Source organism: Stenotrophomonas maltophilia (genome assembly GCF_047782825.1).
In the GTDB taxonomy this organism is placed as follows: domain Bacteria; phylum Pseudomonadota; class Gammaproteobacteria; order Xanthomonadales; family Xanthomonadaceae; genus Stenotrophomonas.
In genome coordinates this window covers 2761146-2783556 of record NZ_CP180589.1, presented here as the reverse complement: position 1 = coordinate 2783556, position 22411 = coordinate 2761146, and the positions used below count along the sequence as shown (strand labels likewise).

The 22411-nt window shown below is 68.7% G+C and carries 24 protein-coding genes; 14 read left to right on the top strand and 10 right to left on the bottom strand.

Annotated features, from left to right (window positions below):
• Positions 1–12: 12 nt before the first annotated feature.
• From ACM2ZB_RS13030 to ACM2ZB_RS13010, 5 genes are all read left to right on the top strand, one after another.
• On the top strand, positions 13–492 hold the full coding sequence (locus tag ACM2ZB_RS13030) for a hypothetical protein (RefSeq protein WP_416055751.1): 480 nt from the start codon (positions 13–15) through the stop codon (positions 490–492).
• Entirely contained in the window at positions 492–1058 is a 567-nt protein-coding gene (locus ACM2ZB_RS13025; RefSeq protein ID WP_416055750.1) for a hypothetical protein, read from the top strand. The genes ACM2ZB_RS13030 and ACM2ZB_RS13025 overlap by 1 nt, the downstream gene beginning before the upstream one ends.
• Before the next feature lie 19 nt (positions 1059–1077).
• Positions 1078–2034, top strand: a complete 957-nt coding sequence (locus ACM2ZB_RS13020) for a hypothetical protein (RefSeq protein ID WP_416055749.1) — start codon at positions 1078–1080, stop codon at positions 2032–2034.
• Positions 2035–2146: 112 nt separating this feature from the next.
• Complete coding sequence (locus ACM2ZB_RS13015; protein ID WP_416055748.1) at positions 2147–2959, top strand: alpha/beta fold hydrolase; 813 nt, start codon at positions 2147–2149, stop codon at positions 2957–2959.
• Positions 2960–2980: 21 nt separating this feature from the next.
• Complete coding sequence (locus ACM2ZB_RS13010; RefSeq protein ID WP_165835693.1) at positions 2981–3151, top strand: hypothetical protein; 171 nt, start codon at positions 2981–2983, stop codon at positions 3149–3151.
• 13 nt (positions 3152–3164) lie between these two features.
• On the opposite strand, the gene ACM2ZB_RS13005 is transcribed toward ACM2ZB_RS13010, so the two are convergent.
• Positions 3165–3854, bottom strand: coding sequence for a hypothetical protein (locus ACM2ZB_RS13005; RefSeq protein ID WP_416055747.1), 690 nt, complete (start codon positions 3852–3854; stop codon positions 3165–3167).
• A 131-nt stretch (positions 3855–3985) separates the two neighbouring features.
• Between ACM2ZB_RS13005 and ACM2ZB_RS13000 the strand changes: the two genes are divergently transcribed.
• Both ACM2ZB_RS13000 and ACM2ZB_RS12995 read left to right on the top strand, forming a co-directional pair.
• A complete protein-coding gene (locus ACM2ZB_RS13000; protein ID WP_416055746.1) occupies positions 3986–4636 on the top strand; it encodes a hypothetical protein in 651 nt (216 codons plus the stop codon).
• 54 nt (positions 4637–4690) lie between these two features.
• Positions 4691–5659, top strand: a complete 969-nt coding sequence (locus ACM2ZB_RS12995) for a polysaccharide deacetylase family protein (protein ID WP_416055745.1) — start codon at positions 4691–4693, stop codon at positions 5657–5659.
• Between the two features lie 10 nt (positions 5660–5669).
• Here the strand turns inward: ACM2ZB_RS12995 and ACM2ZB_RS12990 are convergent, their stop codons facing one another.
• From ACM2ZB_RS12990 to ACM2ZB_RS12980, 3 genes are all read right to left on the bottom strand, one after another.
• On the bottom strand, positions 5670–6512 hold the full coding sequence (locus ACM2ZB_RS12990) for a class I SAM-dependent methyltransferase (RefSeq protein WP_416055744.1): 843 nt from the start codon (positions 6510–6512) through the stop codon (positions 5670–5672).
• 76 nt (positions 6513–6588) lie between these two features.
• Entirely contained in the window at positions 6589–6912 is a 324-nt protein-coding gene (locus ACM2ZB_RS12985; RefSeq protein ID WP_416055743.1) for a hypothetical protein, read from the bottom strand.
• 66 nt (positions 6913–6978) lie between these two features.
• Positions 6979–7392, bottom strand: a complete 414-nt coding sequence (locus tag ACM2ZB_RS12980) for a hypothetical protein (RefSeq protein ID WP_416055742.1) — start codon at positions 7390–7392, stop codon at positions 6979–6981.
• Between the two features lie 88 nt (positions 7393–7480).
• On the opposite strand from ACM2ZB_RS12980, the gene ACM2ZB_RS12975 reads away from it, so the two are divergent.
• The gene (locus ACM2ZB_RS12975) at positions 7481–7756 is read left to right on the top strand and encodes a hypothetical protein (RefSeq protein WP_416055741.1); all 276 of its coding nucleotides are present in this window, start codon (positions 7481–7483) and stop codon (positions 7754–7756) included.
• Positions 7757–7908: 152 nt separating this feature from the next.
• Here the strand turns inward: ACM2ZB_RS12975 and dmeF are convergent, their stop codons facing one another.
• A complete protein-coding gene (gene dmeF, locus ACM2ZB_RS12970) occupies positions 7909–8934 on the bottom strand; it encodes a CDF family Co(II)/Ni(II) efflux transporter DmeF (RefSeq protein WP_416055740.1) in 1026 nt (341 codons plus the stop codon).
• Positions 8935–8984: 50 nt separating this feature from the next.
• Here dmeF and ACM2ZB_RS12965 point away from each other — a divergent pair, with 50 nt between their 5' ends.
• Both ACM2ZB_RS12965 and ACM2ZB_RS12960 read left to right on the top strand, forming a co-directional pair.
• Positions 8985–9269 (top strand): metal-sensing transcriptional repressor, encoded by a 285-nt coding sequence (locus ACM2ZB_RS12965; protein ID WP_079220449.1) that lies wholly within the window; start codon positions 8985–8987, stop codon positions 9267–9269.
• A 100-nt stretch (positions 9270–9369) separates the two neighbouring features.
• Positions 9370–10695 (top strand): GTP-binding protein, encoded by a 1326-nt coding sequence (locus ACM2ZB_RS12960; RefSeq protein WP_416055739.1) that lies wholly within the window; start codon positions 9370–9372, stop codon positions 10693–10695.
• Positions 10696–10863: 168 nt separating this feature from the next.
• On the opposite strand, the gene ACM2ZB_RS12955 is transcribed toward ACM2ZB_RS12960, so the two are convergent.
• Both ACM2ZB_RS12955 and ACM2ZB_RS12950 read right to left on the bottom strand, forming a co-directional pair.
• On the bottom strand, positions 10864–12471 hold the full coding sequence (locus ACM2ZB_RS12955; protein ID WP_416055738.1) for an ATP-binding cassette domain-containing protein: 1608 nt from the start codon (positions 12469–12471) through the stop codon (positions 10864–10866).
• Between the two features lie 197 nt (positions 12472–12668).
• On the bottom strand, positions 12669–13568 hold the full coding sequence (locus tag ACM2ZB_RS12950) for a LysR family transcriptional regulator (RefSeq protein ID WP_313439263.1): 900 nt from the start codon (positions 13566–13568) through the stop codon (positions 12669–12671).
• 226 nt (positions 13569–13794) lie between these two features.
• Here ACM2ZB_RS12950 and ACM2ZB_RS12945 point away from each other — a divergent pair, with 226 nt between their 5' ends.
• Both ACM2ZB_RS12945 and ACM2ZB_RS12940 read left to right on the top strand, forming a co-directional pair.
• Positions 13795–14973 carry a serine hydrolase domain-containing protein gene (locus ACM2ZB_RS12945; protein WP_416055737.1) on the top strand — a complete coding sequence of 393 codons (1179 nt, stop codon included), beginning with the start codon at positions 13795–13797 and terminating at the stop codon, positions 14971–14973.
• Positions 14970–16154: an MFS transporter gene (locus ACM2ZB_RS12940; RefSeq protein WP_416055736.1), complete on the top strand. Its 1185-nt coding sequence runs from the start codon at positions 14970–14972 to the stop codon at positions 16152–16154. The genes ACM2ZB_RS12945 and ACM2ZB_RS12940 overlap by 4 nt, the downstream gene beginning before the upstream one ends.
• A 203-nt stretch (positions 16155–16357) precedes the next feature.
• Here ACM2ZB_RS12940 and ACM2ZB_RS12935 read toward each other — a convergent pair whose 3' ends face one another.
• On the bottom strand, positions 16358–17977 hold the full coding sequence (locus ACM2ZB_RS12935; RefSeq protein WP_416055735.1) for an EAL domain-containing protein: 1620 nt from the start codon (positions 17975–17977) through the stop codon (positions 16358–16360).
• Between the two features lie 226 nt (positions 17978–18203).
• Here ACM2ZB_RS12935 and cycA point away from each other — a divergent pair, with 226 nt between their 5' ends.
• Positions 18204–19577 carry a D-serine/D-alanine/glycine transporter gene (cycA, locus tag ACM2ZB_RS12930; protein ID WP_416055734.1) on the top strand — a complete coding sequence of 458 codons (1374 nt, stop codon included), beginning with the start codon at positions 18204–18206 and terminating at the stop codon, positions 19575–19577.
• 386 nt (positions 19578–19963) lie between these two features.
• Positions 19964–20740 (top strand): lytic transglycosylase domain-containing protein, encoded by a 777-nt coding sequence (locus tag ACM2ZB_RS12925; RefSeq protein WP_416055733.1) that lies wholly within the window; start codon positions 19964–19966, stop codon positions 20738–20740.
• Between the two features lie 75 nt (positions 20741–20815).
• On the opposite strand, the gene ACM2ZB_RS12920 is transcribed toward ACM2ZB_RS12925, so the two are convergent.
• Together ACM2ZB_RS12920 and ACM2ZB_RS12915 are read right to left on the bottom strand one after the other, a co-directional pair.
• Positions 20816–21064, bottom strand: coding sequence for a hypothetical protein (locus ACM2ZB_RS12920; protein WP_416055732.1), 249 nt, complete (start codon positions 21062–21064; stop codon positions 20816–20818).
• Entirely contained in the window at positions 21019–22332 is a 1314-nt protein-coding gene (locus ACM2ZB_RS12915; protein ID WP_416055731.1) for a hypothetical protein, read from the bottom strand. Before ACM2ZB_RS12915 ends, ACM2ZB_RS12920 begins: the two co-directional genes overlap by 46 nt.
• Between the last annotated feature and the right edge of the window lie 79 nt (positions 22333–22411).

The window sequence follows — 22411 nt, the reverse complement described above, 5'->3', positions numbered from 1 at the left end:
GAGACGGCAGGGGTGGGGAGCCTATGGGGAATACCGAAGGGCAGGGCGCTGCGGCCGTGGCTGGGCGCGCTGTTGCTGGGCGGCAGCCTGGGCGCGATGGCAGAGGGGCCCGCCGTGGGCCCGCCAGCGCCGGCCGATGCCGACCCGAGCTGTCCATCGCAGGACTTTGCGCAGTTCCTGCGCTACTTCACCGATCTGGCCGATGACCGGGTGCGCATGCGCTACACCACCGATCCGCTGGAATACGAGACGCCCGCCTATGGCGCGGCCAGCGACCGCGGCCCTGCGGCCACCGACGTGCAGCGCGAAGCCGGGCCGGCCCGGCTGCGGCGGCTGCGTGGTGCCACGCTGCGCGCGAGCCCGGTCATCACCCCGCTGGCCGAAGGCGGGCAGCAGGTGCGGCTGGGCGACGATGCGCAGGCCGAGCAGTACACTTTCGCGCGCCGCTATGGCTGCTGGATGCTGACCCGGGTGGCGCGCCCGCAGGGCTGATGCCGGGGCCGCGCATGCCGGGCCGGCCGATGCTACTGTGCGGCCATCGCAACCTCACCATGACGGACACGGGGTACTGGATGGACAAGGGACGGTCTTTTCCCGCAGTGGTGCGCGGCCTGCGCATCAGCCTGGTGCTGGCCGCCGCGCTGGTGCTGCCGGGGTGCGTGCCGATACTGAAGTTCATCAACTGCCAGCACCTGTACCCCTACCTGCGCGACGGTGAGCGGCAGGACGAGGTGCTGCGCTGGGCCGACCGGTATGTGCTGGGCCATCCGTCCAGCGAGTTCCGGCGCGGCATCGGCACGGCGGTTGGCCCGGGCAGGGATACGCTCCGTGGGCTGCCTCCTTTGCCGGAGGATCTGCAGGGCAACGAGGTGCGCCTGGTCGCGGAACGGCCCGACGGCATTTCCATCATCTTCATTGGCAGGCGTTCCTACAAGGGCCTTTGGATCAGCCGCGACCCGATGCCGGGTGCCGTGGAGTCGGTGCCGGGGTTGTCGGAGGATTTCACGCAATCGCAATACGCTGGTCGCGTGGGGGTGCAGTGCTACCACCAGCACTGACGCAGCAGACAGGTAAACGATGGCAACCGAACTGGCGTACAGCGAGCAATTCAACGATGTGATCAATGCCGAGCGCGCCTATGAGCTGTACTGGGCGGGCGTGATCAACGACCGGCGGGCGTTTGCCTGCCCGCACGATGGCTGCCCGGCGCGCTATACCTGCGTGAACCTGGAAACCGATGCGCTGAATCTGCAGGTGCAGCCGCATTACCGCGTGCGCCACAGGGGCCCGGCCCACGCCGACGGTTGCCCGTATGCGGCCGAGCGCGAACCGCAGCAGGGGGGCACTGCAGGCGAGGGCCAGACCCACGCGGTGGGCACGCCGCCGCCGGACCGCTTCCTGTTCGAGCGACCGGCCGACTACTTCACCGTGCGTGATGCTGCGCCCGCCGCAGGTACCGGCAGCGGCGGCACGCGCGGCGGTGGCGGCGATGCGGCGGGCCTGCGCAGCCGCCGTACCGATTTCTATTCGGTGGCATCGCTGGTGTCGCGCTGGCTGAAGGCACGCCGCGACGGAACCGACGACACGCAGACGCTGACCGCGGGGGCGACATCGGCGCTGAGCTACCGCGACATGTTCGAGAACTTTTCGCCGCGCCGGCCCCGCTTGTCCGGGCAGGCGCGCGTGTACTGGGGCAAGGCGAAGATTGCGCAGACGCCCGACGGCTACCGCATCCGCTTCATGACCCGTGTCGAGGCGCTGGGGGAAGAGACGCTGGACCCGCCGCAGGCCCCGACGGCAATGGTCTGGAACAGCGCGCTGAATGCTTCGAAGATGGGCGCGCTGCACATCAAGCGCCTGCAGCGTTTCGCCGCCAGTGGCGAGGCCTGCGTGGTATTCATCTTCGGTACGCCCACTCTGGAGACCTCGCGCAAGGACCAGCGCCGCTACCTGAACTTCAAGGTGACCCGGGTCGACCACGTGGATGTGCAGGCCGACGATATCTACGAGCGCATGAAGCGCCGGCCGGCCTGATGCCGCTGCGGCCAGGCGCGTGCACGCGGTGTCACGGCCGGCGCCGATTCCCTCACGGCGGCTATCGGTGGCCCTGCCTAGGGTAGGTGCCTCCTTCCCCACGGGAGCTGCCATGACTGCCCCTTCCATTCGTCTGCATGTTGAAGACACCGGCGGTACCGGTCGTCCGGTCATCCTCATCCACGGCTGGCCGTTGTCGGCCGAGGCGTGGAAAGCACAGGTGCCGATCCTGCGCGATGCCGGTTACCGCGTGATCAGCTACGACCGCCGCGGTTTCGGGCGTTCTGAAAAGCCGGCCGACGGCCATGACTACGACACGCTGGCCGCAGACCTGGCCGGCATCATCGAAGAGCGCGATCTGCGCGATGTCAGCCTGGTCGGGTTTTCGATGGGCGGCGGCGAGGTGGCGCGCTATATCGCCAACCATGGCCAGGAGCGGTTGCACAGCGTGGTGTTCGCCGCGGCGGTGCCGCCTTACTTGTTGCGCACCGAAGACAATTCCGAGGGCCCGCTGACCCAGGAAAAAGCCGATGAGATGCGCAAGGGTCTGGAGCAGGATCGCGAAGCATTCTTCGATGGCTTCACCCGCGATTTCTTCAGTGCCGATGGCAAATTGATGGTGACCGAAGAGCAGCGGCAGGCCGCCATTGCGCTGTGCCACCAGTCCGACCAGACCGCCGCGCTGGGCTGCATGAAGGCCTTTGCCACCACCGATTTCCGCAGTGATCTGCAGAAGATCAGCGTGCCGACGCTGGTGCTGCACGGCGACAGCGATGGCATCGTGCCGTTCGAGGGCTCGGGCCAGCGCACCCATCGCGCGGTGGCCGGCAGCGAGGTGGTGGTGTTGAAGGGTGCGCCGCATGGCTGCAATACCAGCCACGCCGACGATTTCAACCTGGCCTTGCTGAACTTCCTGAAGGGCTGAGCCCTGCGCGATACTGCCGCCATGGCTACCGTGCGCACGCCCCCGTGGAAGAAGCCCAACCCCAAGGGGCAGAAGAAGCAGCCGCTGTCGGACGCGCAGAAGGCGGCGGCGCGGCAGCGTGCGGAGGAAAACGGGCGGCGCTACCCCAACCTGGTGGACAACATGTGGGCGGCCAAGTTGCCGCGCGGCTGAGGCCGGGGTGAGATCAGGGCGGGGCCGGGGGTGCCATCGTGCGCCAGCCGGCCTCGCGCCACGGGGCAACCGTGCGTGCGAAGACGGTGAACACCGGCGCCGATGAGGGCGCGCGGGCCTGCAGGGCCGCGCGCAGTTCGGCTTCGTCGATGGGGCGGGCCGTGGCGATCTGCAGCACCGGCCCTTGCCGGCGCAGTTTCACCGGCAGCACGTCGTGCACTTCCTGTGGCGTGCGGGTGCGGCCCACGCGGTAGCGCAGGGTGACCGGCCGCAGGGTCTGCAGCAGCACCGGCGCCCACGCGCGCAGCAGGGCGTCCTGTTGTGCTTCCGGCACCTGTACCGCCACCACGGTGGCCGGGTAGCCCAGTGTGCTTTCCACCATGACCTGGAAGCGGGCGCCATTGGGCGTTAGGAGGACCCCCGTCACCACGGCGCCGATAAATGCCAAGGTGGTGATCCACACCCAGCTGCGCGGTGCCTGCGCGGGAAGGCGGAGCGAGCGCAGGCCGGGGCGGCGGCGCAGCAGGCGCCGGTAGCGGCGCTGGGCGGCGGGGCTGTCCAGCAGGCTCTGTGCGGGCAGGGGGATCTGCCGTTCCGGCAGGCGCGCCAGACGCGCATTGATGACGCGTGCGGCCAGCCAGGCGACGCCTGCTCCCAGCACCAGGGGCAGGGCAAAACGAACGACCAGGTACAGCTCAAGCACTGCCAGCACTCCTGTGCATGCCTTCCATCAGGCAGCCATGATGGCCGATTGCGATGCGCATGTCGCATCTGCCTGCCGACAGCGGCAGGGGCGCGCGGCTAGGATGCGCCTCCTCCGTTGGGATGCACTGCATGGATGTGATGACCGCGCGCGTGCGCCGCTTCTTCGGTGCAGGCCTGTTGCTGCTGGTGCTGCAGGGCCTGGCGCTGACATCGGTGGCGCTGGCGGCGGGCTTCTTCCACCACCGCCTGCGCCTGCTGCTGGAGCCGATTGCCGTGCAGGTGCTGATGGCGTGCGGCTGCGGCGATGCGGTGGCACGCATGCAGGTGGCCGAAGACGTGCTGGCCCGGGCCAACGCCTTCGATGGCTGGCAACCGCTGTTCTGGCTGGTGGCGGGCGCGCTGCTGCTGACCCTGCTGGGCGCGCTTGCGGTCTGCCTGCAGGGGCTGCTGCGGGCAGAGCGGCGCCACCGGCGCAGTGCCTGCGGTCTGCTGGGCCTGCACGTGCTGGCGCTACCGCTGGCGGCGGCCGTGCTGCGCCTGTACGAGCAGGTCTGGGCCGGCATCGTGACCGGCCTGCCGGTGGCCTGCATGGCCGAGCCGCTGCCGAGGGAGGACGGTGCCGCGCTGCCGGTGCAGCGGTCGATGGCGCAGGTGCTGGCCGAGGCAGGCACGCTGCCGCCGCAGGCACCGGATGCCTTGGCCATCGTGCTGTGCGGCCTGCTGCTGGCGGCGATGGTGGTGGGCGTGTGGCTGTGGCGGGCGGCGCCGGTGCCGCGCTGAGGCGTTGATCCGCGCTACAGTCATCGCTTCACCCCCAAGAACATGGATGTGCCGATGCGTCTGCTGCTGCGCGCGCTGCCCCTGCTGCTGCTGTCCCTGGCCGCACAGGCGGCCGATGTGGACCGCCGCATTGCGGTCACCATCGATGATCTGCCCTGGGCGCGGTTGGACGAGATCCAGCCGGCGAACCTGCAGGCACGCCACCAGGCGCTGATGGCGCAGCTGCGCCAGGCCGGCGTGCCGGTGGTGGGCTTCGTCAACGGCAACAAGCTGGAGGTGGACGGCCGCGTACAGCCTGAGCGCGTGCAGATGCTGCGCGACTGGCTGGATGCGGGCTACGTGCTGGGCAACCACACCTGGTCGCACATGGATCTGAACGGCAAGGGCGTGGCCGCCTTCCAGCAGGATTTCCTGCGCGGCGAGCAGGTGCTGCGCCCGCTGCTGGCCGAACGCGGCCAGGTGCCGCAGTGGATGCGCCACCCCTACCTGCGTGCCGGGCGCACGCCGGAAGACCGCGAGGTGATGGATGCGTTCTTCGCCCAGCACGGCTACCGCGTTGCGCCGGTGACCGTGGACAACGGCGAATGGGTGTGGGCCTTCGCCTATGCCAACGTGATGAACGAGCAGGCCGATTCCCCCGAGCGGGAGGCCACGCTGGCGCGCCTGCGCAAGGGCTACGTGCCGTACATGCTGAACAAGGTGGATTACTACGAACAGCAATCGCAGGCGCTGCTGGGCTATGCGTTGCCACAGGTGTGGCTGATGCATGCCAACGAACTGAACGCGGCCACCTTCGCCGAGCTGGTGGCCGCGACCCGGCGCCGTGGCTATCGCTTCGTGTCACTGGACGAAGCGATGCGCGACCCAGCGTACGCGCGTGGCGCCCAGGGCTACGATGGCCATTACGGGCCCAGCTGGCTGCACCGCTGGGCGATGGCCGAGAAGAGGCCCAAGGCGTTCTACGCGGGGGAACCGGAAGTCCCGCAGTGGGTGAAGACGTTGGCCAGGGTGGATTACGAGTAAGCGCTGGCGATCAGCGCTTGACCGCCAGCACGCCGTCCAGCGCCAGTTCGGCATTGAAGCCGGCTTTTTCCAGGCGTTTGGCCACTTCACGCGGCACGTCGCGGCCGGTGGTGAGCTTGTTCGGCGCGCCGGTGTAGTGGAACAGGCGGCCGCCCTTGCGGATGACGCGGGCCAGGTGGTCGTAGAACACCTGCGAATACAGTTCGCCGGCAATGCCGAAGCGCGGCGGGTCGTGCAGGATGGCATCGACGCTGCTGCTGGCCACCTGTTCAATCTGCTGGGACACATCGCCGTGGCTGAACTGCAGGCGGCCACCAGCGGCGGCTGATTCCGGGTCGGGCGACCAGGGATTGAGCGTGCGCAGCCACATCACGTCGGCGTTCTTTTCGAACGAACGGATCTGGCCGACACCGGCTTCCAGCGCGCAGGCGGCGAAATAGCCCAGGCCACCGCAGGTATCGAGGATGATCTTGCCGGCCGGTGCGACCAGTTCCACCTTGCGGCGCGCGTCTTCGAACGGCGACAGCTTGGAGGTCGGCAGCATCTTGATGCCGTCGATCTCGAAGGTGGGCGCGCCCCATTCGGTGGGCACCAGCTTGATGAGCGAGCCGCTGTAGCGGGAAATGGATGAGAAATCCTCGCCATCCCAGTAGTACAGCGTGCGGTCCTTCAGCTTGCCCGGCCACGGGTAGTGCTGGCCGCGGAAGCTGAAGCCTTCGGCGTCCAGACCGACTGTCTCTTCGCTGCGGCCCAGGTCGAGCGAGCCCTGCCAGTCGGCAGCGCCCTTGTCGTGCGCGCGGCGCAGGGCATCGGCGCTGTCGCGGGTGAGCAGGGGGCCGGTGTAATGGGGCACGGCGGGTACCGGGGCTGGGCGGGGGAGGGCATGTTACCCGACCGGCCGTGAGCCCTGCAGGGGGGACGGGCCTGCGCTACGGGGTGCTGCTGCAGTGGAGGGCGTGGGTGGCACCCTCCCCGCTGAGCCAGACGCTGCCGAGGAAGACATTCATGCCCTGCGTAGCGCAGAACTGGCGATGTACCTCCTGCGCTGCAGCGGGCTGTTGCTGGAATTCATAAAGAAGGCTGCCGTCGTCCAGCATCTGCCAGTGCGCGGTGGCGCGCACGCTCTGGCCGTCCTGCAGGGGCCAGTCGACGGTACGCACCACCCAGGCGCGGCCGTCGCCGGTGTACTGGATTTCATCGTCGGCGGCGGACGTAGTGATCAGCATGACGGTGAGCAGCAGCGACAGCAGCATGGCGTGGCCTCCAAAGCATCCAGCGTCCGCTGGGCGGGGCCGCAACACCATCAGACGAGTTGCAGATCAGTCGCACTTCACCGCATACACCGGCCCTGCGCCGATCAGCAGCAGGGCCATGTAGTCGCTGTCGCGCGCCTTCGCCTTCAGCGATGCGCCGTCCTTGGCGTGGAAGATGCCGAAGCCGCCTGCCATGCGGATCAGGGCGCTGTCGATCTGCTCGGCATCGTTGCGGAAGTACTGGCGGATGTCGTCGCGGCTGGCTTTGTACAGCGCGTTCGGTTCGCGCTGCCACTGGCCCTCGCGTTCGAAGGACACGAAGTACTGGCCACCTTCCTTGTCGATGCGGAATTCGGCGGGCTTGCGCGCGCTGGTGGCGAAGCAGCCCAGCAGGGGATCGGAGGAGAAGGGCAACTGCGTACCGCCAGAGCAGGCGGACAGCAGCAGGAGGGCACCGGGTAGCAGGCGACGCGCGTGCATGGGATGTCCCCACGGGGCAGGTGCGGCTAGTGTAGGCAACAGCCGGGCGCGGCCCGTACAGATATTCGGCAAGAACGAAGGAGCGGTGATGGCGCAGGGCAAGGCACCGTGGTGCGGGTTGGCGAGCTGGCTGGGCGTGCTGGCCGGGTGGGGCGCGGGCTGGCTGACGGCACTGGCCTTCGGCGGCAGCGCCCCGGCGGCGGGGCTGAGCGTGGGCGTGCTGGCATCGGCGGTGGTGGGCCTGGGGCTGGCCGTGGCGGCACGGGCGCGCGATGAGCGCTATGCGTGGCTGGGCATCGCCGGCGCGGTGCTGAGCGCGCTGCCGTTGAAGCTCTACCTGCTGCGGATGCTGTTGAAGCTGTAGGTACCCGCCTTTGTAGAGTCGAGCCATGCTCGACTGCTTTGGCTGTTGTAGAGCCGAGCCGATGCTCGGCTGCTTTGGCTGTTGTAGAGCCGAGCCGATGCTCGGCTGCTTTGGGCAGGAGCAGCCGAGCATGGGCTCGGCTCTACAGAAAATCAGGAGCAGTCGAGCAAGCTCGACTCTACGGTCTGGCGCTTCGTGCGATGGATCTCCAGCGTCACATGCACCAGCTCCTCGTGCACGGCCAGCGCCTTCCGCAGCTGGTCGGCATCCAGGTCGGCATCGCTGGTAACCACACTGGCCGCCACGGCGTACTTGCCGCGGCCCACCTGCCAGACGTGCAGATCGGCCAGGCGCGCTGGCCAAGGGCCCTGTTCGATCACTTCGCGCACCTCGGCCACCACCGGCGCATCCATCTGCGCATCGAGCAGCACCCGGCCGCTGTCGCGCAGCAGGCCGATCGCCCAGACGGTGACCAGTAGCGCGCCGACCAGGCCCATCAGCGGGTCCAGCCAGGAGGCGCCCCACAGTTTGCCGCCCAGCAGTGCGACGATGGCCAGCACCGAAGTGGCGGCGTCGGCCAGCACATGCATGTAGGCCGAGCGCAGATTCAGGTCGTGGCCATGGCCATGGCCGTGGTCAGCGTGGTCGTCCCCGTGCCCGTGATGCGCATGGGCATGGCCGTGCGAATGGTCGTGGCCAGGGTGATGATGGGCGTGGCCCGGGCTGTCGTGCAGCCACCATGCGCAGAGCAGGTTCACGCCCAGGCCGACCACGGCGATGGCGATGGCTTCGTCGTAGTGGATGGCGGCCGGCACCCACAGCCGCTGCAGCGATTGCACGGCCATCAGCGCGGCCACGCCCAGCAGGGCAATGGCGCTGGTGTAGCCGGCGAGGATTTCGATCTTCCACGTGCCGAAGGCAAAGCGCGGATCGTGTGCGTAGCGCCGTGCGCAGCGGTAGGCAAAGACTGAAAGCCCCAGTGCCAGCGCGTGCGAGCTCATGTGCCAGCCATCGGCCAGCACGGCCATTGAGTTGAACCACCAGCCACCGATGATCTCGATGACCATCATGCTGACGGTAAGCCACATGGCGCGGCGGGTGTTGCGTTCGGCCAGCGGATTGCCATCGTCGAAACGATGGTCGTGGCGGCGGGAGGCGGCGAGAGCGTCCAGGTGCATGGCGGCGTTCGGGAGTGGAATGATACCCCCATAGGGTATACGATACGGCCATGGCACATGTACACAAGAACCGGAAACAACTGCTGACCCGGGTGCGCCGCATTGGCGGCCAGGTGGCGGCACTGGAACAGGCCCTGGACCGCCCCGAGGGCGCGGCAGGCGACTGCGCGGACGTGCTGGTGCAGGTGGCGGCGGTGCGCGGCGCGGCGCACAGCCTGCTGATGGAACTGCTGCACGAGCACCTGCAGGAGCACGTGGTGGCCGCCGAAGACCCGCAGCAGCGGGCCGCCGAGGCCGAAGTGCTGGTGGAACTGCTGCGCCGCTACGGCAAATAGCGCGGGCAGTCGAGCAAGCTCGACTCTACGCATCCCGTCGCTGCGTCGCGCCGGCATAATGTTATATAGTAACATTCCCATTTGCAGCCTTCCGCCCCGCATGAACCCTGTATCCCGCGCCGACCGCCGCCTGCCGGTCACCGTGCTGTCCGGCTTCCTCGGCGCCGGCAAGACCACCCTGCTCAACCAGATCCTGCGCAACCGCGATGGCCTGCGCGTGGCGGTCATCGTCAACGACATGAGCGAGGTCAACATCGATGCGCAGCTGGTGCGCGACGGCGGTGCCGAGCTGCGCCGCACCGAAGAAACCCTGGTCGAGTTCAGCAACGGCTGCATCTGCTGCACCCTGCGCGACGACCTGCTGCAGGAAGTGCGGCGGCTGGCCGACAGCGGGCGCTATGACTATCTGCTGATCGAATCGACCGGCATTGGCGAGCCCATGCCGGTGGCCGCCACCTTCGCCGTGCGCGACGAGCACGGTTTCAGCCTGAGCGATATCGCGCGCCTGGACACGATGGTGACCGTGGTCGACGGCAGTGCGTTCCTGGCCGATTTCGGGTCGACCCTGCGCCTGGCCGAACGCGGCCAGCAGGCCGGGCCGGACGACGACCGCGGTGTGGTCGACCTGCTGTGCGAGCAGGTGGAATTTGCCGATGTGATCGTGGTGAGCAAGGTCGACCAGGTGGACGACGAGGTGCTGCAGGACACGCTGGCGGTGCTGCGCGGCCTGAACCGCGATGCGAAGCTGCTGCTGTCTTCGTTTGGTGATGTGCCGCTGGCCGAGCTGCTGGACACCGGCCGCTTCGACTTCGAACGTGCGCAGCGGGCGCCGGGCTGGGTGCAGGAGCTGCGTGGCGAGCACACGCCGGAGACCGAGGAATACGGCATCGGCAGTTTCGTCTACCGTTCGCGGCGGCCGTTCCACCCGGCGCGCTTCGCCCGCGCGCTGCAGGACGGCATGCCCGGAGTGATCCGCAGCAAGGGCTGGTTCTGGCTGGCCAACCGCATGGACTGGGTGGGGGAGTTGAACAGCGTGGGCGCCGCGACGCGCACGCAGGCGGCGGGGTTCTGGTACGCCGCACGCGAGCGCGTGCGCGCGGGCAACGAGGACACCACGCCGCTGCTGCCGCCGACGCCGCTGCCGTACAGCGATCTGGGTTGGGCCCGGCAGCAGGCCGACTGCTGGAGCGCACCGCTGCCGGGGCGGGAAGAATTCCCGGATGTGGCCGCGCATGCGGCGATGGAGCGGATGTGGCACCCGCTGTGGGGCGACCGCCGGCAGGAGTTGGTGGTGATCGGCGTGCACATGGATGAGCGCACCGTGCGCGCGGCGCTGGATGCGTGCCTGCTCAATGACAATGAACTGCGTGCGGGCCCGTTGTTGTGGCAGCAGCTGCCGCAGGCGTTCCCGGTGTGGAAGCGCTGAGGAGTACGGCATCCACGCGTGGCGTGGCACTACTGAACGCCCGTAGATCCACGCCATGCGTGGATGGGGGTACCCCAGACCAGTAGATCCACGCCATGCGTGGATGGCGCGGTCAGCGGGCCGGGGTCGGATCCCTTCTGCGTTGCAAAAGGGCTCCGACCCCGGCGCCTACTTCGGGTCGCGCCACTGCCAGCCTTCGGCGCCCACCTGCAGCACCTGCGTGGGCCGCAGTGCCTGCAGCAGATGGGTGTCATGGCTGACCATCACCAGCCCGCCCTCCCACGCACCCAGCAGTGACTCCAGCGCCTGCAGTGCGCTCAGATCCAGCGCGTTGCCGGGTTCATCCAGCAACAGCAGCTGCGGTGCGGGGCGCGCGTACAGCACGCTGGCCAGCGCGCCTTTCACCCGTTCGCCATCGCTCAGGCTGCTGGCCGGTCGCTGGATGCGCTGTGCATCCAGGCCGAGCAGGGCGAGCCGTGTGCGCAGTTCGGCGGGGTCGGCGGCGGGGTTGGCGGCCTGCACCGTGTCGAGGATGCTGCGGTCGCCGGCCAGTGCCAGCAGCTGCTGGTCCAGCAGGGCCAGCGGCGCGTGCTGCTGCACGCTGCCACTGCGCGCGCTTTCCTGCCCGGCCAGTACGCGCAGCAGGGTGGACTTGCCGCTGCCGTTGTCACCGACCACGGCAATGCGTTGGCCACGGCGGATCTCCAGCTGCAGTGGCGCCGCGCAGCCATAGGGCAGGACCAGATCCTGCGCCTGCAGCAGGCGCGCGCTGCCACGTTCTCCCTCGTGGGCGAACAGGGCCAGTTCCGGCGCGGCCTGCACCGCGGCCGCGGCGCTGCGCAGCTGCTGTGCGCTGGCCTGCAGGCGGTCGGCCTGGATCTGCTGTGCGCGCCCCTGTGTGGCTTCGGCGCGCTGCTTCTGCCCGCCCAGCAGGATAGGCGCCTGGTTGGCCTGCTTTGCATCGCGGTTGCCGCGCGCCTGCCGCTGCTGCTGGCGTTCGTGCTGTTCGCGCGCGCTGCGCTGCTGTTGCCGGTGCTGCGCGCGGGCGTGGTCAAGCTGGGCAGCGGCGGCTTCGCGATCGGCGGTACGCGCATCGACGTAGTCCTGCCACGCGCCGCCGTAGCGGTGCAGGCCGCGCCCATCCAGTTCGACAATCTGCTGCATGCGGGCCAGCAGGCCGCGGTCGTGGCTGATGGCCAGCAGACCGCCGCGCCACTGCTGCAGGTGTTCATACAGCTGCTGGCGGTGGCGGGCATCAAGGTGGTTGCTGGGCTCATCCAGGATGAGCCAGTCGGCGTCGCTGGCCCAGACGCCGGACAGCGCTACGCGCATGGCCTGGCCGCCGCTGAGGCGCGCCGCAGGCTGGCTGGGGTCCAGACTGTCGGGCAGGCCCAGCTGCTGCCACTGCTGCTGCAGGCGCTCGCGCAGGTCCCAGCGGTCGCCGATGCAGGCGAAGTCGGCTTCGTCCACGCTGCCGGCTTCGATGCGGGCCAGTGCGGCCAGCGCATCGCCGACCCCGGCCAGTTCGCCTACCGTGCCGCGCGGCGGGTAGCCGGGTGTGGGCAGCAGGAAGACCCTGCCGCTGCCGCGTACCTGGCCGCTGTCAGGCGTGAGCTGACCTGCCAGCAGGCGCGCGAGCACGCTCTTGCCGGCGCCATTGGCACCAACCAGACCGGTGGCGATCGGTTCGAAGGAAAAAGACAGTCCGGAAAACAGCGACCGGCCATCGGCCAATCGATACGACACGCGATCGAGCGTGAGGGAGTGCGTGGTCATGCGACCTCCATGGGATGCCTGGTTCTCCCCTGCGCGCAGGGGCGGGAAGAGTCGGGCCGTCTAGTGGAAAGACGGCGGCATCACTGGCGCATTGGTCGCGAGCCTCTTGGAGGAATGTGGGGGCAGTATAGCGCTGGCGGCTGAATGGTCGCGGTGGCGATGCCTCCGTCATCCACGCATGGCGTGGATCTACTGGGCTACGGCACGGTATCCAGGCGGGCACCGAGGAAATCGATGAACACGCGCAGCTTGGGTAGTACATGCCGGCCCGAGGGCCAGAGCAGGTGGAAGGTGCCGCAGGAGTGCACGTGCTCATCCAGCACGGTGACCAGGCGCCCATCGGCCAGCGCGTCGCGTACCGAGTGCACCGGCACGAAGGCCAGGCCGATATCGCGCAGGGCCAGTTCCACCCGTGCTTCGATGGTGTTGGCGACCATGTGCACCGGCAGATCCTGTGCGGGCTGGTCGTGCGGCCACTGGATGGGCCAGGGCTCCAGCTTGCCGCTGCTGGGGAAGCGGTAATGCAGCAGCGTGTGCTGCAGCAGATCGGCCGGCACCTGCGGAATGCCACGGCGCTGCAGGTAGCTGGGCGAGGCGACGATGCGCCGCGGAAACACGCCCAGGCGCCGTGCGTTCATGCGCGAATCGCTGGGTTCGCCCACGCGCAGCACGGCATCGAAGCCTTCTTCGATGACATCGACCAGGCGGTCGCAGAAATCCAGATCCAGGCGGATATCCGGATACGCGGCCATGAAATCGGCCAGCAGCGGCAGGGTGAGATCACCGACCAGCGGCAGGCTGATGCGCAGCGTGCCACTGGGCGCGGCATGCGGCTGCGCCAGTTCGGTGCGTGCGGCGTCGCGCTCGGCAAGAATGCGGCGGCAGCGCGCCAGGAACAACTGGCCTTCGGCGGTAAGGGTGATGCTGCGCGTGCTGCGGTGGAACAGGCGCACGCCCAGCGCGTGCTCCAGCCGCGCCACGCATTTGCCGGCGGCCGATGCGGAAATGCCCTGCAGGCGCCCGGTTTCGACGAAGCTGCGGGTGTCAGCGGCGTGCACGAAGGTCTGCAGGTTGGCGAGGTTGTCCAGGACTGACATGGTGCAGCGCTGCGGGAAAACCGCAGGGTAGGGCCAGATGCCGAGGGCGGCTAGGCGGCCGCTGCAACACTGCGGTTCAGTGCCGCCGCGATGATGGCCGGCCCCTGCTGTCCGGTGCTGCCGGCGATTACGGACCTGGGGGTCCACGAAGTGCGGAGCGCTGCCCCGCTTTTTGCGGCGGCGCGGGCTGCCTAACGTGGCGGCCCTCCCCCAATGGATCACCCCCATGAATGCTCTTCCTGCCGATGTGACGGCGCCCACCCTGCCGGGCGTGGCCCGCGTACTGCTGCAGGCTCACCCGCAGCGTGTGGTCGGCGCGGTGCTGCTGGTGCGCGAACACGGCGTGCTGCGCCATGCCAGCGCCACCGGCCTGGCCGACCGCGAAGCGGACAGGCCGATGCAGCGCGACCAGCTGTTCCGTCTGGCGTCGGTCAGCAAGCCGCTGCTGACCACGGTGATCCTGCGTCTGGTGGCCGACGGTGTGCTGGACCTGGATGCCCCCGTGCAGCGCTGGCTGCCCAGCTTCCGGCCGGCGCTGGCCGATGGCACGGTGCCGCCGATCAGCCTGCGCCAGCTGCTGAGCCACTCCAGTGGCCTGGGCTACCGCTTCCTGGAAGCCGATGCACAGGGGCCCTACGCACGCGCCGGTGTGAGCGACGGCATGGATGCGGCAGTGCTGACACTGCAGGACAACGTGCAGCGCATCGCGCAGGCGCCGCTGCTGTTCGCCCCCGGCAGCCAGTGGCTGTACTCGCTGGGCGTGGACGTGGCCGGTGCGGTGGCCGAAGCGGCCACCGGGCAGAGCCTGCAGCAGCTGTTCGAGGCGCTGCTTGCACGGCCGCTGGGCCTGCGTGATACCGCCTTCAGCACCGGCGAGGTGGATCGCCTCGCGACGCCCTATGTAAGCGACGCGCCGCAGCCGCATCGGCTGCAGGAAGGGGAGATCGTCGCGCCCTTCGATGGCACCGTGGGCATCGAATACAGCCTGGCGCGGGCGGGCGATGCCAGCCGCCATGCATCGGCCGGCGCCGGTCTGGTCGGTACTGCGGATGAGGTGATGACCGTGCTTGAGGCGTTGCGCGATGTGCAGGCTTCTGCGCTGCTGCCACCGGATGTCGCTGCGGAGATGGGCCGCATGCAGGTGGGCGAGCACGGGCCGGCCGATCCACCGGGCTGGGGCTTCGGCCTGGGCTTTGCCGTACTGCGCGACCCGGCCGCGTCGGGCACGCCGCAGGGGCTGGGAACGTGGCGCTGGGGTGGGGCCTATGGGCACAGCTGGTTTGTCGACCCGGTGCGGGGGCTGAGCGTGGTGGCCCTGACCAACACCCTGTACGAGGGCATGCACGGTGCTTTCGTTGATGAGGTGCGCGATGCCGTGTACCGCGATCTGGAGGCTGGGCGGTGAGCGGCCACGCGATTGACGCCGCTTCGCCTGCGGGCGAGGCCACGCGGCTGCCGTGGAACGGCCTGTTGGCGCTTGCCGGTGGCGGCTTCATCACCCTGCTGACCGAGACCCTGCCGGCTGGTGTGCTGCGGCCGATGGGGCAGAGCCTGGGCGTGAGCGACGCGGCGGTGGGCCAGTTGGTGAGCGTGTACGCGCTGGGATCGGTGCTGGCCGCACTGCCGATGACCGCGCTGACCCAGCGCCTGCCACGGCGGCCGCTGATGCTGGCGGCGATTGCCGGCTTCGTGGTGGTCAACGCGCTGACGGCACTGAGCAGCAACTACACCCTGCTGCTGGTGGTGCGCTTCCTGGCCGGCGTGGGTGCGGGGCTGCTGTGGTCGCTGGTGGCCGGTTATGCCGCGCGCATGGTGGTGCCGGCCCTGCAGGGGCGTGCGATTGCGGTGGCGATGGTGGGTTCGCCGCTGGCGCTGTCACTGGGCGTGCCGGCCGGCACCCTGCTGGGCCAGCAGATCGGCTGGCGCTGGGCCTTCGGCCTGATGGCTTTGCTGGCGGTGGTGCTGCTGGGCTGGGCGCGCTGGGCGCTGCCGGCCCTGCCCGCCGCAGGCAGCGGGCAACGCATGCCGCTGGGCCGCGTCTGGCGCCTGCCCGGCGTACGCAGCACGCTGCTGGTGATGGCGCTGTACGTGCTGGCGCACAACGTGCTGTACACCTATATCGAACCGCTGGCGATGCACGCCAACGCGCGCCATTGGCTGGACCGCGTGCTGCTGGCCTTTGGCGTGGCCGCCATTGCCGGTATTGGTATTGCCGGCTGGGGCGTGGACCGGCATCTGCGCGCGCTGGTCTGGGCCGCTGTGGCCGGCTTCGTGCTGGCGGTGCTGGCCCTGCTGCTGTGGCCGGGCGTGCCGCTGGTGCTGCTGGTGGCCAGCGTGCTGTGGGGCGTGGCGTTCGGCGCCGTGCCGACCCTGTTCCAGACCGCCGTCGCCCGCCGCGCGGGCGCCGCAGCCGATCTGGCGCAGTCGATGCTGGTGACGGGGTGGAACCTGGCCATTGCCGCCGGCGGCGTTGCCGGCGGTGTGCTGCTGCAATCGGCCGGGGCCGGTCAGCTGGCGTGGTTGCCGTTGCTGTTGCTGGCAGTGTGTGCCGCGTGGTTGTGGGCGCGGCCGAAGGCTTGGGCGTAGGCCGCACTGAACAGGGAATGCCGGCCAGCGGCCGGCACTCCTTGGCCCGCATGCCGTGGATTCAGTGAGCGCAGCGACCCGCGTTTGCCTTTGTTCTTGCCGTTGATTCCGTGGTCGGACGCCGCAGCAATGTGTCCGCAGCCTGCCCGCCCGGCCCACCCTCGGATTGCGGCGACACCACCACGGGGCCCCGCCGTTGGCTGTCACTCCTCCACGCCAGCCTGTTCGATCGGCACGCTGCGTGGGTTCTGCATGTCCTCCCGTGCGGCGCCGTAGCGCTGCTGCCGCTGCCGATGGAAGGCGATGAACTCATCACGCGGCAACGGCCGCGAGAACAGCCAGCCCTGCCCGAACTGCACCTTCTGGCTGTGCAGGTAGGCCAGCTGCGGTTCGGTTTCCACGCCTTCCGCCACCACGAACAAGCCCAGTTCCTTGGCCATGTTGATGATGTGCGGGGTGACCGGCGTGGTCGCGCTCTCGGTGCCGATGGCATCGATGAAGGACTTGTCGATCTTCAGTGCATCCAGCGGCAGCTGTTCCAGGTACTGCAGGCTGGAATAGCCCACGCCGAAATCATCGATGGCGATGCTGTGGCCGGCACGGCGGGCGGCGGCCAGCATGGTGCGTGCACGGTCGGCATCGAGGAAGCCGCGTTCGGTGGCTTCCAGCCAGATCTGCTGCGGCAGGATGCCGCTGCCGGCCATGCGCTGGGTGATCGACTTCAGGGCGCGGCCGCTGATGATGTCCTCGGCGGCCAGGTTGATGGCGATGTGCGCGCTGCGGTCCTGCACCAGCAGTTCGCGCATGTCCGACACCACGTTCTCGATCACCAGATCGGTCAGCGCGGTGATCAGGCCGTTTTCCTCGGCCAGCGGCACGAAGATGTCCGGCCGGATCTGGCTGCCGTCGGGGCGTTGCCAGCGCACCAGGGCCTCGGCCCCCACGCAGATGCCGGTATCCAGTTCGATGATGGGCTGGTAGTGCAGGTACAGCTCGCGCTTGCGGATGGCGATGGACAGCTCGCCGCGCAGCGACAGGCGGCGCCGCGACAGCCAGACCACCAGGGTGGTGCAGGCAGCGGCAAGCAGCAGGCCCAGCGGCACGAACAGCCAGGCCTGCTGGCGGAAGGTGGCCACCAGCGCGGTGCGCGGCGCCGTGGCGATGGCCAGCCATTCGCTGTTGCGCGCGGTGGCGTACAGCGTGTTCTGGTCCAGGCCTTCGCCGGGCTCGCGCAGCAGCCGCTGGCGCAGCTCCGGGTCCATGCCGGTCTGGCTGGACAGCAGGCGGCCATCGGGGCTGGCCAGGGCCAGCTTCACCTGCGGGTCGGCAATGACATCGACGAAGCGGCGCGGATCCACCAGCACGTCGTAGGAGCCGTAGAGGATGGCCAGCACGCCGCGCCGGTTGGTGGCCTGCGGGCGCACGTCCACCTTGATGCCGGCGCCATCGCTGGTGACATGGTCGGCGCTGGGCTGGTCGACATCGCCGTTGAAGGGGCCCCAGGAGGTGCAGCGCAGCTTGCCCCCTTCGAAGTAGCCCATCTGGTCGACCGAGGGTGAGGTCATGACCAGGGTCTGCATGCGCCGGATGTGCTCCTCGCCGCAGGGTGGGGAGGAGGACGCCTCGGCCGATTTCAGCGCGGCCAGCGATTCGTCGTAGGACTGGTCGGCGCGGCGCAGGGCGCGTTCGGCGATCTCGCGCAGGCGGTCCTGTTCCAGGCTGACAGCACGGTCCCAGGTGGCATAGACCATGACCGCGACCGGCACGGTGGCGGCCAGGGCGGACAGCAGGCTGGCGATGATGAGGACGCGCAGGCGGCTCATGGCCGGGGTGCCACGGGGCGGGGCAGGGCAGGGCGCATGGGCAGGCCGGTCCTTGGGCAGATGCGCTATCTGAGCATGTTGCCGGGCCGGGCGGAATGGGGCGAGGGCAGGAAGTGTGCACTTGGTGGTGAAGGCGCATCGATTTGACGCCAATGCCCCGATGGCGCTGGAACTCTGCCTCGCAGAGGACTACCGTCGGAAACTTCACCCGCCCCTTCCCGCGCCCATGACCGAGCCCGCCACGCCCCCCGAGCACCTGCGCCGCAGCCTGTCCAACCGCCACCTGCAACTGATCGCCATCGGCGGTGCCATCGGCACCGGTCTGTTCATGGGGTCGGGCAAGACCATCAGCCTGGCTGGCCCGTCCATCGTCTTCGTCTACCTGATCATCGGCGCGATGCTGTTCTTCGTGATGCGCGCGATGGGCGAGCTGCTGCTGTCGAACCTGCAGTACAAATCCTTCATCGATTTCTCCACCGACCTGCTGGGCCCCTGGGCCGGGTTTTTCTGTGGATGGACGTACTGGTTCTGCTGGATCGTCACCGCCATTGCCGACGTGATCGCCATCGCCGCCTACGCGCAGTTCTGGTTCCCCGAGCTGCAGGCATGGATACCGGCGCTGCTGTGCGTGCTGCTGCTGCTGGGCCTGAATCTGGTGACGGTGAAGCTGTTCGGTGAAATGGAATTCTGGTTCGCGCTGATCAAGATCGTGGCCATCTGCGCGCTGATCATCACCGGCGCCGGCCTGGTGGCCTGGGGCTTCACCTCGCCCAGCGGGCATACCGCCTCGCTGTCCAACCTGTGGAATGACGGCGGCATGTTCCCGATGGGGCTGGTGGGCTTCTTTGCCGGCTTCCAGATTGCAGTGTTCGCCTTCGTCGGCATCGAGCTGGTGGGCACCACCGCCGCCGAAACCGCCGACCCCGAGCGCAACCTGCCCAAGGCGATCAACTCGATCCCGGTGCGCATCATCATCTTCTACGTGCTGGCCCTGGTTGCGATCATGGCGGTGACGCCGTGGCGCCAGGTGGTGCCGGACAAGAGCCCGTTCGTGCAGCTGTTCGTGCTGGCCGGCATTCCCGCCGCGGCTAGCCTGATCAACTTCGTGGTGCTGACCTCGGCCACCTCCTCGGCCAACAGCGGCATCTTCTCCACCAGCCGCATGCTGTACGGCCTGGCCGAAGAAGGCCACGCCCCGCGCGGCCTGTCCCGCCTGTCGCGCGCAGCGGTACCGGCCCGCGGCCTGCTGTTCTCCTGCCTGTGCCTGCTGGGCGGCACCCTGCTGATCTACCTGATCCCCAACCTGGTGACCGCCTTCACCCTGGTGACGACACTGGCCACGGTGCTCTTCATCTTCGTCTGGTCGCTGATCCTGGTGGCCTACATGGTCTACCGCCGCCGCTATCCGGAGCGCCACGCTGCCTCGATCTTCAAGATGCCCGGCGGCGTTGCCATGTGCTGGGCCTGCCTGGTGTTCTTCGCCGGCGTACTGGTGCTGCTGAGCCTGCAGGCCGACACCCGCCAGGCCCTGGTGGCCAGCCCGGTGTGGTTCGTACTGCTGGGCGTAGGCTACTGGGTGCGGAGCAGGAACGCGAAGTAAGCGATCGATTCCCCACAGGGGTCGGAGCCCGTTGCGCAGCAACGGGATCCGACCCCGTGCCGTTCCGACAGATCGCGGAAGTCTGTCGAAGGCGGGGTGGGTCCGGTTGAGGGGGCGTGAGCCGCATGGGCCCGAGGCATGCCTCGGGCGGGTTGGGCAGGACGCCCAACCCCGGTCTTGCCGTGTGCGCAGGACAGCGCACACGAGCAAGCCGCGACCGAGCTTACATGGACGTACTTGCAGCGTCCCCCTCAACCGGACCCACCCCGCCAACCCACAGGAAGCCAGCGTTTGACGTTGACGTTGATTCGGCAGGTGCAGGGCGCAGCCCTGCCGAACCCCTATTCACCCCGTATTAGCAGCCGCCGCCGGATCATCCGGCCGCCATGCCCCTCCACCCCACCCTCGTCGCGCTGTCGCTGCTGCTGGGCCTGTGGCCCGGCCTGGCCAGTGCACGCACCGTCTACCGCTGCGTCCAGGGCAACACCGTCAGCCTGGCCACCGCCCCCGAACCCGGCTCGCGCTGCACGCCGAAAGAGATCGACGACAACGCCATCCAGACCCCCAACCTGTGGGGCAACATGGGCGTGTTCAGTGGTGTGCTGTACGAACGCGAGCAGGACGGCAAGCAGGTCTACTCCACCCGCAACCTGCCCGGCTCGCGGGTGTTCCTGAAGTTCACCGTGGCCACACCGCCCGGCGAGCCCGCGCATGAAGGCCTGGGCAAGGTCGGCAAGCCGCAGCTGGCCCAGCATGCCAAGCAGTTCAAGGCCGCGGCCAAAGCCACCGGCGTCGACGACGCCTGGCTGCGCGCGATCGCCCACGCCGAAAGCAACTTCGATGCGCAGGCGGTATCGAGCAAGGGCGCGCAGGGCGTGATGCAGCTGATGCCCGATACCGCGCTGGAATACGGTGTGCGCGATCCGTTCTCGCCGCAGCAGTCCATCGACGGTGGGGCACGCTACATGCGTGTGTTGCTGCGCCGCTACAACGGCGACCGTCCACTGGCGGCGGCTGCCTACAACGCCGGCATCGGCGCGGTCACCCGCTACAAGGGCGTGCCGCCTTATGCCGAAACCCTGGCCTACGTGGACAAGGTGATGGCGCTGTACGCGCGCTACCGCGAAGCGATGGGCATCCTGGTTGAAGTGCCGGCCAAGTAGTGGCTCAACGCGCCGCGTATCACGGCAGAGTCCTTGCTGGAAGGCGGTGGCGGCTGTGGGGAAAACGCTGGGGCGTCAGCGCGAGCTGCTGCTGCCGTACAGTGGGTACTGCTCGATGCGACCCACGCGCGCGACCGCGGCCTGCACGTCGGCGCGCCGCTTCAGCGCACGCCAGCGTTCATCACTCTGTGCCTCAGCGGGCAAGGAGGGATAGACGCGCATGTCCTGCAGGCTGACCAGGGTGCTGGTGCGTTCCTCGGGCGATTCCAGCTGCGCGATCAGCACGGCGGCGGCGCCATCCAGATCACCGTCATCGATGAGCATTTCGCGATGGATGAGGCGTACATCGTCGCGAAGGCTGATGATCGTGGCACGAGCCTGGTCGGCGGCGGCTGCGTCCCCGCGTTCCAGCGCGGCATTGAAATCCAGTAGGCGCGCAGGGCCTGGCCAAACGGCGAGAGATCTTTCACGCCGGCCAGCACCGCCTGGCTCTCCTGCTTGTGGCCGGTAACCGAGAGCACGGAGGCCAGGTTGAAGGTGTGCTCCAGGTAATCGTTGGTGAGCATGCCGACCTTCTGTGCCATGCGCGCCGCTTCCACTGCGGGTTCGATCCGGCCAAGCCGGCGCAGTGCCATCATGCGATGTTCCAGCAACCAGGCCAGCGACTTCGCCTCTTCGTCGGAAGGGCGGCGGCCTTCGCTGATCATCCGTGCCATCGGCTCGGTGAACTGCACGAGCTGTTCGTTCTCGCCCGCCAGCAGCTGCGCCGAAGCGAATGCAACCAACTGCGTGTTGACGGCGCGATCCAGCAGGCTGGACACCCGCAGCGCGTCCAGGTGGCGCTGGGCGGCCTGTTCGACGTTGAAGCGCGCATCGCGACGATCGACGTAGCGGTCGAAGCGCTTGTCGCTGCGCAGCGCGATCAGCTCCACCGGGGTGTCGATGCGTGCCACGGTGACGGGCACCTGCGCGCCTTTGCCGTTCTCGATCTGCAGCTGCGCCAGGATCAGCCAGAGCGCGTTGGGTTCGACGCCATCGCTCCTCCAGCCGCTGTCGAACAGCGCCTGCAGCACCGCCAGCCGCTGTGCGGGCTGGTCGCGCAGGCTGTTCTGCAGGTAGCCCACCGTCTCTGCGCTGATCGCCAGCGGCTGGCTGGAACGGCTGCTGGCCTGGATCAGGCGATCGGCCGCCTGGGTGGCCTTGTCCTGGCTGATGTCCAGGACCATCAAGGCGACCAGCGTTTGAGGGTTGTCAGGCTGTGCGGCCAGGCCCCGTTCCAGGTAGCGCCGGGACAGATCCGGTTGGCGCTGCATGCGCGCCACCGCGCCGGCCACCTGCGCGTTGGCGGCCTGCTGCGCGGGCGGCAGCTTTTCGAAGCGTGGGTCATCCATCAAGCGCTCGACCGCAATCATCGCGCCCAGCAGATTGCCGCTGCGCGCGGTGGACTGCGCACTCTGCCAGTCGTTTTCATAGTCGGACTGTGCGGCGTCGGCGCTGCGTTCGGCCAGTGATCTGACCGGCGCGGCAGAAACGGGTGCCGCTGCAAGCAGTGCAAGCAGCAGGGCGGTGGGCAGGGTGCGGGTGCAGGGCATGCAGGTGTCCATCCTTGGGAACATGCCGATTTGAACCCGCAACCGGGCATGGCGACAAGCATCGCGGCCGATTGGGTGA

Bases quoted from the DNA above. Each gene is read 5' to 3' on its own strand.
- ACM2ZB_RS12975 (WP_416055741.1), top strand. From the start codon at position 7,481: ATGGCGCAGGGCAAGGCACCGTGGTGCGGGTTGGCGAGCTGGCTGGGC.
- ACM2ZB_RS13010 (WP_165835693.1), top strand. From the start codon at position 2,981: ATGGCTACCGTGCGCACGCCCCCGTGGAAGAAGCCCAACCCCAAGGGG.
- ACM2ZB_RS12915 (WP_416055731.1), bottom strand. From the start codon at position 22,332: ATGCCCTGCACCCGCACCCTGCCCACCGCCCTGCTGCTTGCACTGCTT.
- ACM2ZB_RS13000 (WP_416055746.1), top strand. From the start codon at position 3,986: ATGGATGTGATGACCGCGCGCGTGCGCCGCTTCTTCGGTGCAGGCCTG.
- ACM2ZB_RS12925 (WP_416055733.1), top strand. From the start codon at position 19,964: ATGCCCCTCCACCCCACCCTCGTCGCGCTGTCGCTGCTGCTGGGCCTG.
- ACM2ZB_RS12965 (WP_079220449.1), top strand. From the start codon at position 8,985: ATGGCACATGTACACAAGAACCGGAAACAACTGCTGACCCGGGTGCGC.
- ACM2ZB_RS13015 (WP_416055748.1), top strand. From the start codon at position 2,147: ATGACTGCCCCTTCCATTCGTCTGCATGTTGAAGACACCGGCGGTACC.
- dmeF (WP_416055740.1), bottom strand. From the start codon at position 8,934: ATGCACCTGGACGCTCTCGCCGCCTCCCGCCGCCACGACCATCGTTTC.
- ACM2ZB_RS12935 (WP_416055735.1), bottom strand. From the start codon at position 17,977: ATGAGCCGCCTGCGCGTCCTCATCATCGCCAGCCTGCTGTCCGCCCTG.
- ACM2ZB_RS12980 (WP_416055742.1), bottom strand. From the start codon at position 7,392: ATGCACGCGCGTCGCCTGCTACCCGGTGCCCTCCTGCTGCTGTCCGCC.
- ACM2ZB_RS13020 (WP_416055749.1), top strand. From the start codon at position 1,078: ATGGCAACCGAACTGGCGTACAGCGAGCAATTCAACGATGTGATCAAT.
- ACM2ZB_RS12955 (WP_416055738.1), bottom strand. From the start codon at position 12,471: ATGACCACGCACTCCCTCACGCTCGATCGCGTGTCGTATCGATTGGCC.
- cycA (WP_416055734.1), top strand. From the start codon at position 18,204: ATGACCGAGCCCGCCACGCCCCCCGAGCACCTGCGCCGCAGCCTGTCC.
- ACM2ZB_RS12985 (WP_416055743.1), bottom strand. From the start codon at position 6,912: ATGCTGCTGTCGCTGCTGCTCACCGTCATGCTGATCACTACGTCCGCC.
- ACM2ZB_RS13025 (WP_416055750.1), top strand. From the start codon at position 492: ATGCCGGGGCCGCGCATGCCGGGCCGGCCGATGCTACTGTGCGGCCAT.
- ACM2ZB_RS12945 (WP_416055737.1), top strand. From the start codon at position 13,795: ATGAATGCTCTTCCTGCCGATGTGACGGCGCCCACCCTGCCGGGCGTG.
- ACM2ZB_RS12995 (WP_416055745.1), top strand. From the start codon at position 4,691: ATGCGTCTGCTGCTGCGCGCGCTGCCCCTGCTGCTGCTGTCCCTGGCC.
- ACM2ZB_RS12920 (WP_416055732.1), bottom strand. From the start codon at position 21,064: ATGCTCATCGATGACGGTGATCTGGATGGCGCCGCCGCCGTGCTGATC.
- ACM2ZB_RS12950 (WP_313439263.1), bottom strand. From the start codon at position 13,568: ATGTCAGTCCTGGACAACCTCGCCAACCTGCAGACCTTCGTGCACGCC.
- ACM2ZB_RS12960 (WP_416055739.1), top strand. From the start codon at position 9,370: ATGAACCCTGTATCCCGCGCCGACCGCCGCCTGCCGGTCACCGTGCTG.